The organism is Nocardioides sp., from assembly GCF_035503875.1.
Classification (GTDB): Bacteria; Actinomycetota; Actinomycetes; order Propionibacteriales; family Nocardioidaceae; genus Nocardioides.
The window spans coordinates 169,293-178,221 of record NZ_DATJTA010000087.1 but is presented as its reverse complement, the minus strand read 5'-3'; the positions used below and the strand labels follow the sequence as shown (position 1 = coordinate 178,221).

The 8,929-nt window shown below is 73.6% G+C and carries 11 protein-coding genes; 9 read left to right on the top strand and 2 right to left on the bottom strand.

The genetic code is table 11. From position 1 onward, the window contains the following. Positions 1 to 199: 199 nt before the first annotated feature. A complete protein-coding gene (locus VMF51_RS20905; protein WP_325476406.1) occupies positions 200 to 1,474 on the bottom strand; it encodes an NAD(P)/FAD-dependent oxidoreductase in 1,275 nt (424 codons plus the stop codon). 197 nt (positions 1,475 to 1,671) lie between these two features. On the opposite strand from VMF51_RS20905, the gene VMF51_RS20900 reads away from it, so the two are divergent. The 9 genes from VMF51_RS20900 (at position 1,672) to VMF51_RS20860 (ending at position 7,857) form a co-directional block, all read left to right on the top strand. Next, positions 1,672 to 1,821: a hypothetical protein gene (locus VMF51_RS20900; protein WP_325476405.1), complete on the top strand. Its 150-nt coding sequence runs from the start codon at positions 1,672 to 1,674 to the stop codon at positions 1,819 to 1,821. After that, entirely contained in the window at positions 1,818 to 2,444 is a 627-nt protein-coding gene (locus VMF51_RS20895; protein WP_325476404.1) for a GNAT family N-acetyltransferase, read from the top strand. The genes VMF51_RS20900 and VMF51_RS20895 overlap by 4 nt, the downstream gene beginning before the upstream one ends. A 28-nt stretch (positions 2,445 to 2,472) precedes the next feature. Further along, positions 2,473 to 3,234, top strand: coding sequence for a VOC family protein (locus VMF51_RS20890; protein ID WP_325476403.1), 762 nt, complete (start codon positions 2,473 to 2,475; stop codon positions 3,232 to 3,234). A 258-nt stretch (positions 3,235 to 3,492) separates the two neighbouring features. Next, entirely contained in the window at positions 3,493 to 3,696 is a 204-nt protein-coding gene (locus tag VMF51_RS20885; RefSeq protein WP_056863399.1) for a cold-shock protein, read from the top strand. Between the two features lie 254 nt (positions 3,697 to 3,950). Next, positions 3,951 to 4,118 carry a hypothetical protein gene (locus tag VMF51_RS20880; protein WP_325476402.1) on the top strand — a complete coding sequence of 56 codons (168 nt, stop codon included), beginning with the start codon at positions 3,951 to 3,953 and terminating at the stop codon, positions 4,116 to 4,118. Positions 4,119 to 4,191: 73 nt separating this feature from the next. After that, positions 4,192 to 4,494: a metal-sensitive transcriptional regulator gene (locus VMF51_RS20875; RefSeq protein WP_325476401.1), complete on the top strand. Its 303-nt coding sequence runs from the start codon at positions 4,192 to 4,194 to the stop codon at positions 4,492 to 4,494. Between the two features lie 36 nt (positions 4,495 to 4,530). After that, positions 4,531 to 4,737, top strand: a complete 207-nt coding sequence (locus VMF51_RS20870) for a heavy-metal-associated domain-containing protein (RefSeq protein WP_325476400.1) — start codon at positions 4,531 to 4,533, stop codon at positions 4,735 to 4,737. Between the two features lie 5 nt (positions 4,738 to 4,742). Further along, entirely contained in the window at positions 4,743 to 5,678 is a 936-nt protein-coding gene (locus tag VMF51_RS20865; protein WP_325476399.1) for a hypothetical protein, read from the top strand. A gap of 1 nt (position 5,679) precedes the next feature. Beyond that, on the top strand, positions 5,680 to 7,857 hold the full coding sequence (locus tag VMF51_RS20860; protein ID WP_325476398.1) for a heavy metal translocating P-type ATPase: 2,178 nt from the start codon (positions 5,680 to 5,682) through the stop codon (positions 7,855 to 7,857). Here the strand turns inward: VMF51_RS20860 and VMF51_RS20855 are convergent. Next, positions 7,854 to 8,894, bottom strand: a complete 1,041-nt coding sequence (locus VMF51_RS20855) for a hypothetical protein (protein ID WP_325476397.1) — start codon at positions 8,892 to 8,894, stop codon at positions 7,854 to 7,856. The genes VMF51_RS20860 and VMF51_RS20855 overlap by 4 nt on opposite strands. Positions 8,895 to 8,929 lie beyond the last annotated feature (35 nt).

Genomic DNA, 8,929 nt, shown 5'->3' with positions numbered 1-8,929 from the left:
ATCACGCACGCCGCTCTCCTTGACGCCCGGTTCCGGTTCCTAGATAGCTCCAGAACCTAGGCAGAGAGCGGCGTGCGCTCGTCTACGGCACGCTCAACCCACCCACACATTCAGCAGAAGAGCCCGAGTCGGCAGAAGTTGTAGACGGTTTGTCTACAAGTACTGCCGACTCGACGCGCAACTTCTGCCGACTCGGCGGTCAGGCGGCGGGGGAGGCGGTACGGCGGGCTCCCATGCCGGTCCGCAGGTGGTCGACGACGGCGCGGGCGTCGTGGCGGGCGCCGTCGATGAACCCGGAGTCGCGGCGGTGCTGGAAGCGCTGCCCGACGACGTACAGGCCCGGGGCGGGGGTGACGCCCCGGTGCTGGCGGATGCTGCCGTCCGGGAGGGTGACCGGCACCCGCAGCCAGGGGTGGTCGGGCCGGAAGCCCGTGGCGACCACGACGGTGCCGATGCCCTGGGCGCGCAGGTCGAGCTGCGCGGGCACCTCGGGGACCCGGATCGCCCGCGGCCGCGGGGTGCTCCAGACCTCCTCGATCAGGCCCGAACGCTCGACGAGCTGGTCCACGCGGTCCAGGAAGCGGTGCATCGTCGCGTCCGCCGTACCGACGTTGCCGGCCAGGTCGTCGCGGAACCAGGCGCGGCGACCGCCGACCCCCGCGAGCCGTCCGACGAGCCGTACGCCGCGGTCCTGCAGGACCCCGAGGTCCAGGTCGGGTGCGGCGCGCAGCGGGTCGTTGCGGCCCACCAGCTGCAGCGACGTCTCCCGGCGGGCGGCCACCGGGTCGGGCATCTCGTCGATCGTCCGGGCGAGCCGGCCGGTCACGTCCAGCCACCAGAAGACGTCCATGCCGCGGTAGCGCCGCGGCATCCGGGTGTGGCGCCCGACGGCGAGGGTGACGTCCCGCCCCGCCCGGCTCAGCTCGTCGGCGATCTGCACCCCCGACGAGGAGGCACCGACGACGAGGACGCCGCCCGAGGCGATCTGCTCCGGGTTGCGGTAGCGGTTCGACGTGATGGTCTCGATCCCGTCCTGGCCCGCCAGTCCCTTCGGGACGTACGGCGTGCCGTGCGGTCCGGTCGCGACGACGACGTGGCGCGAGTACCAGGTCCCCCGCGTGGTGACCGTCCGGTACCGGCGGGCGGGCTCGAGCCCGGACTCCTCCACGGCCAGCACGCTCGCCCCCGAGACGACGGGCGCGCCGAACGAGACGGCGTACCGCTCCAGGGAGGCGATGAACTCGCGGACGCTGAGGAAGCCGTCGGGGTCGGGTCCGTCGTAGCTCCAGCCGGGGAGCCGGGTCATCCAGCTCGGGGTGAGCAGGTGCAGCGAGTCCCAGCGCTCGGTGCGCCAGCGCTCGCCGACCCGGCCGCGGTCGAGGACGACGTGGTCGTGCCCGGACTCGGTGAGCAGCCTGCTCACCGCCAGGCCGGCGTGACCGGCTCCGACGACGACGGTGTCGAGGGTGGTCATGGGGGGTCCTTTCCTTCGTCAGGTGCGGTGGGCCGGGGGGATCCGACCGACCGCACGGGTTGATGGCCCGTACGCTGCCGGGCCGGCCTTCCCCGGACCTTCCGCAGCCCTTCCCCGACCGTGCTCGGCCCGGAAGGTCTCCGGAAGCACCCGCCACGAGCCTCGGATCACCGCACCACCCGATCCGGAGGTTCCCCATGTACCACCCACCGTCCGCCGATCTCGCCCGCACCCGCGCCGGTGAGCTGGAGCGCCTGGCCTGCCATCCCGGCCGGCTCCTCGTCCACGACCTCGAGGTCACGCGGAGCCGCTCCGCCCGCCGGCGCCGGTTCCGGCCGGCGCGATGAGGCTCGCGATCCCGTCGCCGACGGGGCCGGGTCCGGACACCCACGTCCGGACCCGGCTCCCCGACGGCGGGTACGCCGCCCTGCGCCCGCTCCGCGCGGGGGAGACCGGCCCCCTCGACGCCGTCTTCGACGGCCTGTCGCCGCGGTCGCGGCAGCGGCGGTACCTGGTGCCGATGCCCCGGCTCCCGGGACCGTTCCGCCGCTTGCTCACCGACGTCGACGGCTGCGACCACGTCGCCTGGCTCGCCCTCGTCCACGGCCGGCCCGCCGGTCTCGCCCGCTACGTGCGGACCGGACCCGACCGCGCCGACCTCGCCTTCGAGGTGGTCGACGCCCACCACGGCCGCGGCATCGGGTCCGTGCTCGTCGACGCCGTCGGCACCGTCGCGGTCGCGCGCGGCATCACCTGGCTGGAGGCCGTGGTCGAGCCCGGCAACGCCGCGTCCCTGGCGCTGCTGGGCCGGCTCGGCATCGGCCTCAGCGCCGACGGCGGGCTGCTCGCGGGCCGCGGTCGGTTCCGTCTCCCGACGCCGGCCCGGGTGGACCGCGCCGCCGTACTCGCGCTGGCCGCCCGCACCCGGTGCGGCGACGACGCACCGGTTCCCGCGCTCCTCACCTCGTGAGGTCGGCCGGCTCCGCTAGGTTGCCGCCGTGCCGGAGACCGGAGTGATCGCCCTCAACCACGTCGGTGTCAGCGTCGCGGACCTCGACCGCGCCCGTGCGTTCTGGATCGACGGGCTGGGCGCCCTCGACCACGGCGGCTTCGGCTGGCCGGTCGGGACCGCTCCGGCCGACGAGTCCCTGGCCACCGAGGGCACCGCCGCCGAGGTCGCGCTGCTGCGCACCGACACGGCGTTCCTCGAGCTCTTCGCGTTCAGCTCGCCGGCTCCCGCCCGGCGCGCCGCCGACGCCCCCGGGGTCGCCGGGCTGGTCTGGGCGGTGCCCGACGTCGCCGCGACCCGCACCCGCATGGGGTACGACGCGGGCGCGCCGGTCGTCTGCCCGGACGGCACCCCGGTCGAGCTCCGGGCGTCGGACGGCGGCCCGACCGGTCTGGTCGGGGTCCGGGTCGCGGTCGCCGATCCGGCCACCCACCCCCTGCCGCCGGTGCCCGGTCCCGTCGCGCTGAGCGTGACCGGAGGGGCAGCCGCGACCGCCGCACGTCCGGTCGACCTCGGCGTCAACCACCTGTGCCTGGACGTGGTGGCGATCGCCGACGTCCGGGCCGGTCTGGACCGGGTGCGCTGGCACCACGAGGTCGCGGAGTCCAGCGGAGGGATCGCCGCCGTCTGCTACGGGACGACCGAGGACGGCGTACTCGTGGAGCTCCTGGAGAGCCGCAGCCCGGACGCGTTCCTCGCCCGCTGCCGGCTCGCGCACGGTTCGGCCCCGCGGGCGAGTTTCCCCGACTGACACACCCGCGTTGCAGAACCTTCATGCCTCCGGCTGAGAAAGCACGGTCCAGGGGGTTTGCTTGGCCAACTTGCTTGGTACTGTCATTCCTGCAACAGGTGCAAGTTCCAGCTGGTCTGACGCCCGCGGAGTTTGTGATCCAACGGCGTTTCTGCTTTGTGGTCTTACCAATCACGGGTCGGAGCGACGTGTCACCGCATCTGGTGTGGGGCCGTCGACGTGATGGCCTCTCGTTCCGATATCAGGAGTAACGAGCACATGGCTCAAGGCACCGTGAAGTGGTTCAACGCTGAGAAGGGCTTCGGCTTCATTGCGCAGGAGGACGGCGGCGACGACGTCTTCGTGCACTACTCGGCGATCCAGACCCAGGGCTACAAGTCCCTGGACGAGAACCAGAAGGTCGAGTTCGACGTCACCCAGGGCCCGAAGGGCCCGCAGGCGGAGAACGTTCGCCCTGTCTGAGTAGACCGGCACCGGTCGGCACCTGTCTGACCACAGCCACCGCGAGGCCCCACCCGATCCGGGTGGGGCCTCGTGCTGTTGCGAGACCGTGATCACCGGAGTCGCCAGGTCCGGGGTAGCGGGCTCGGTTTAGTCGTACTCTGGGAAGGGAACGGTTTCTCGGAACGTGCGTCCGATATCCGGTCCACATCCCGACGATCGAACCGATCGTCCCCCCGATCACCCGTCCGACGATCCAGCCTGGGGAGGCCAGCGTGCACGATCAGTTCGACGTGACGTTGGAGGACGCCGACCTGCTGGGCGAGGTCGAGCTCACGACCAACCTGATCATCGCCGCCAGCGAGGCCGACGAGCATCTCTCCCCGGCCGAGATCGACGAGATCCTCGGCGTGGTCCCCACGCCCCGCGCCGCCGACAGCTGAGCCAGCTCCGCTCGAACGAGCGGAGCTCTTTCCGGCCTTGAGATCGATACCCTAGGGGGGTACGGTTTCGAGTATGGAGCAGGAGAGCGGACATCAGCACGGCTACATCCACCGCAAGGACGACTACCTCAAGCGACTGCGCCGGATCGAGGGCCAGGCGCGAGGGCTGCAGCGGATGGTCGAGGAGGAGAAGTACTGCATCGACATCCTGACCCAGGTAGCCGCCATGACGAAGGCCCTCCAGGCCGTCTCCCTCGGCCTGCTCGAGGAGCACATGAACCACTGCGTCGTCGACGCGGCTCGGGCCGGTGACGCCGAGGGGCGCGCGAAGGTCGCCGAGGCCGTCGAGGCGATCACCCGGCTGGTCCGGTCCTGAGCGATACCCGACGAACCCTGACGGAGGAGAGACGAGATGAGCGAGCAGAGCACCTGGACCGTGAGCGGCATGACCTGCGGGCACTGCGAGATGTCGGTGCGCGAGGAGCTCGGCGAGCTCCCGGGCGTCACCGCGGTCGCGGCCTCCCACGAGACCGGTGAGGTCGTCGTGACCAGCGACGGCCCCCTCGACCGGGCGGCCGTGGCCGCGGCGGTCGAGGAGGCCGGCTACCGGCTGGGGTGAGGGCGATGGCCGCGATCACGAGTACGCCGGCGCGCCTCGCCGTGTTCGGCGGGATCCTCGTCCTGGTGCTCGGCGCCGGGGTCGGCCTGGGCGCGCTGGTCGGCCCGGACGAGACCGAGCCGACCGCGCACGACGCGGGCGGTCACGACGGCGAGCAGGAGGCCGGCCACGACGCCGGGCACGACGAGGGCGGCGGCCACGCCGCGGCGACCCCGGCCGGGCTGGAGAGCACGGCGGGCGGCTACGCCCTGCACCTCGTCGACGACCGGCTCGAGCCGGGGGAGCAGCGGCTCGCGTTCCACGTCCTGGGTCCGGACGGCGCCCCGGTGACGGCGTACGACGTCCAGCACGAGAAGGAGCTGCACCTGATCGTCGTACGACGCGACCTGACCGGCTTCCAGCACGTGCACCCGACCCGGGCGGCCGACGGCACCTGGTCGGTCGACGTCGACCTGACGCCCGGCGTGTGGCGGGTGCTGGCCGACACCGTCCCGGCCGACGGCGCGCCCGTCGTCCTCGGCACCGACCTGGCCGTCCCCGGCGACTTCGAGCCCGAGCCGCTCGGCGAGCAGGCCCTGAGCTCGTCGGTCGACGGGTACGACGTGACGCTCGGCGGGCTGCTGCAGTCCGGCACCGAGACCGAGCTCGCCCTGACCGTCACGCGTGACGGCCGGCCGGTGACCGACCTGGAGCCCTACCTGGGCGCCCACGGGCACCTGGTCGCGCTGCGCTCCGGCGACCTCGGCTACCTGCACGTCCACCCCGACGAGGACGGCGGCTCGGGTCCGGCGATCCGCTTCCACAGCAGCTTCCCGAGCGCGGGGACGTACCGGCTCTTCCTGGACTTCCAGCACGGGGGCGTCGTCCGCACCGCGAGCTTCACCGTCGAGGTCGGCGGCACGGGCGCGACGAGCGAGCACGGAGCGGGCCATGAGCACTGAGATGAGTACTGAGACGGACGTCGAGCTCGACATCACCGGCATGACCTGCGCGTCCTGCGCGAACCGGATCGAGCGGAAGCTGAACAAGCTCGACGGGGTCACGGCGTCGGTGAACTACGCGACCGAGAAGGCCCGCGTCTCGTTCCCCGCGACGCTGACGACCGACGACCTGCTCGAGACCGTCGCCGCGGCCGGGTACGCCGCCACGCTGCCGCCCGCGCCGGACGCGGAGCCGGAGCAGGCCGAGGAGAACGGCGACCCCGAGCTCGACGCCCTGCGGCAGCGCCTGGTGGTCTCGGCGGTCCTGAGCGCGCCGGTGATCGCGATGGCGATGGTGCCCGCGCTCCAGTTCGACTACTGGCAGTGGCTGTCGCTGACGCTGGCGGCCCCGGTCGTCGTATGGGGCGCGTGGCCGTTCCACCGCGCCGCGTGGACCAACGCCCGGCACGGCACATCGACGATGGACACCCTGGTGTCGGTCGGCGTGCTGGCCGCCTTCGGCTGGTCCCTCGTCGCCCTGTTCTGGGGTACGGCGGGGGAGCCCGGCATGACCCACCCGTTCCGGATCACCATCGAGCGCACCGACGGCCTCGGCAACATCTACCTGGAGGTGGCCACCGGCGTCACGACGTTCCTGCTGGCCGGCCGCTGGTTCGAGAAGAGGTCGAAGCGCCGGGCGGGCGCCGCGCTGCGCGCGCTGCTGTCGCTCGGCGCCAAGGACGTGACCGTGCTGCGCGACGGCGCCGAGGTGTCCGTCCCCGCGGGTGAGCTCGCGGTGGGCGACCTGTTCGTCGTCCGCCCGGGAGAGAAGGTCGCCACCGACGGCGTCGTGGAGAGCGGTACGTCGGCCGTGGACGCCTCGATGCTCACCGGCGAGCCGGTGCCGGTCGAGGTCGGCCCGGGCGACGCCGTGACCGGCGCCACGATCAACGCCGGCGGCCGGCTGGTGGTGCGGGCGACCCGGGTCGGCGCCGACACCCAGCTCGCGCAGATGGCCCGGCTGGTCGAGGAGGCGCAGCACGGCAAGGCGCAGGCGCAGCGGCTCGCGGACCGGATCTCCGGCTTCTTCGTGCCCGTCGTGATCGCGCTGGCCGTCGGGACGCTCGGCTTCTGGCTGGGGTCGGGCGCCTCGGCGTCGACCGCGTTCACCGCCGCCGTCTCCGTGCTGATCATCGCCTGCCCCTGCGCACTGGGCCTGGCGACGCCGACCGCGCTGATGGTCGGCACCGGCCGCGGCGCCCAGCTCGGCATCCTGATCCGGGGCCCCGAGGTGCTGGAGTCGACCCGCCGGATCGACACGGTCGTCCTCGACAAGACCGGCACGGTCACCACCGGCCGGATGACCCTCGTCGACGTGGTCGCGGCCGACGGCGAGGAAGCGGACGACGTACTGCGGGTGGCCGGGGCCGTCGAGGACGCCTCGGAGCATCCGATCGGCCGTGCCGTCGCCACCGGCGCACGCGAGCGCCTGGGCGACCTTCCGGCCGTGAGCGGGTTCCGGGCGACCGCGGGGCTCGGTGTCGAGGGCAGCGTCGACGGACGGGTGGTCGCGGTCGGTCGCGCCGGCGCCGACGTCGAGCGTCCGGCCGGCCACACGGTCGTCGAGGTGAGCTGGGACGGCGTACCGCGCGGCTGGCTGCACGTGGCCGACCGGGTCAAGGACACCTCGGCCGAGGCGGTCGAGGAGCTGCGCGCCCTGGGGCTGCGGCCGGTGCTGCTGACCGGCGACCACGAGCGGGCGGCCCGGGCGGTGGCGGCCGAGGTCGGCATCGAGGAGGTCGTCGCCGACGTGCTGCCGGCCGACAAGGTCGACGTGGTCAAGCGGCTGCAGGCCGAGGGACGGGTCGTCGCCATGGTCGGGGACGGCGTCAACGACGCCGCGGCGCTCGCCCAGGCCGACCTCGGCATCGCGATGGGCACCGGCACCGACGTCGCGATCGAGGCCAGCGACCTGACCCTGGTGCGGGGCGACCTGCGGGTCGCGCCGACCGCCGTACGCCTGGCCCGGCGGACGCTGGCCACCATCAAGGGCAACCTGTTCTGGGCCTTCGGCTACAACGTGGCGGCCCTGCCGCTGGCCGCGGCCGGGCTGCTGAACCCGATGCTCGCCGGGGCCGCGATGGCGCTGTCGTCGGTCTTCGTGGTCTCCAACAGCCTGCGGCTGCGGGGCTTCCGCTAGCAGGTGGCGAAGAGCACCGGCCCGGAGCTGAGGTCGGAGAGCACGAAGGCGCCCTCGGCGGGTCGCAGCGGCAGGGTCACCACGGTGCCCTCGGCCACGACCTCGCCGAGGGCGAACCGGTCGGTGAACGAGCCGCCCTGGCCGGGTGCGGGGCCGGCGGCGAGGACGGCGCGGCTGTCGGCGTCGGCCCGGGCCTGGTCGTCGCTCTCGAAGGACATCGCGACCAGGACATCGCGGTCGGGCTGCACCGCCATCGCGAACGCCGTCATCGGGTGCACCTCGCCCGCCGCGGCGAGGAGCTCGTCGGCCTCGGCCCGGTCGGCGGGATCGGCCTGGCTCATCGCCAGCGCGGAGCAGGCGTAGCTGCCGCGGTAGACCGAGGCGGACAGCGGATCGCCGATCGCGTCGACCACCTCGTCCAGGGACTCCTCCCCGCCGCGATCCTCGACCACCGAGCCGAGGTAGCCCGCGTTGTCGCTCAGGGTGAGCACCCGCTCGCCGGCGTCCAGGGCGGCGTACTGGAGCACCGGGCTCGACGGGCGGCCCGCCGCGACCCGGGCGACCAGCTCCTCCCCGCCCTGCCAGACGCCCGCCTCGTCGTCGGGGCGGACGTAGCCCAGCGACTCCAGGCGGTCGCCGAGGTCCTCGAGGTCGACGTCGTCGGCCAGCCCGAGGACGACCGCCGCACCCGCGGCGGACTGGCTGTACAGCTCCCACTCGACCGAGGCCGGCGACCAGCCGTACTCCTCCTCCAGCAGGGGAGCCGACTCCACCAGCGCGGACGCCGACGTCAGGTCGGCGTCGTACCCGGCGTCGAGCAGCTCGCCCAGGTCGTCGGCGCCGAGCTCGCGGCGTACCGCTCCCCAGGCCGTCCAGGACGCCCGCTCGATCTCGCTGGGCGCGAGCGAGAGCGCCCGCTCGAGGTCGGTGCGGTGCGCGTCGCGCCACCAGCGGACGCCGAGGACCGAGGCGGCGGCCACGAGCAGCAGCGCCAGCACCAGCGCGACGACCACCGCCGGTCGTAGCCGTGCTCGCACGCCGTCTCCTCAGCTCGTCCGGGGTTCTGTGAGAC

Bases quoted from the DNA above. Each gene is read 5' to 3' on its own strand.
- VMF51_RS20865 (WP_325476399.1), top strand. From the start codon at position 4,743: ATGGCCGCGATCACGAGTACGCCGGCGCGCCTCGCCGTGTTCGGCGGG.
- VMF51_RS20870 (WP_325476400.1), top strand. From the start codon at position 4,531: ATGAGCGAGCAGAGCACCTGGACCGTGAGCGGCATGACCTGCGGGCAC.
- VMF51_RS20900 (WP_325476405.1), top strand. From the start codon at position 1,672: ATGTACCACCCACCGTCCGCCGATCTCGCCCGCACCCGCGCCGGTGAG.
- VMF51_RS20895 (WP_325476404.1), top strand. From the start codon at position 1,818: ATGAGGCTCGCGATCCCGTCGCCGACGGGGCCGGGTCCGGACACCCAC.
- VMF51_RS20905 (WP_325476406.1), bottom strand. From the start codon at position 1,474: ATGACCACCCTCGACACCGTCGTCGTCGGAGCCGGTCACGCCGGCCTG.
- VMF51_RS20885 (WP_056863399.1), top strand. From the start codon at position 3,493: ATGGCTCAAGGCACCGTGAAGTGGTTCAACGCTGAGAAGGGCTTCGGC.
- VMF51_RS20860 (WP_325476398.1), top strand. From the start codon at position 5,680: ATGAGTACTGAGACGGACGTCGAGCTCGACATCACCGGCATGACCTGC.
- VMF51_RS20875 (WP_325476401.1), top strand. From the start codon at position 4,192: ATGGAGCAGGAGAGCGGACATCAGCACGGCTACATCCACCGCAAGGAC.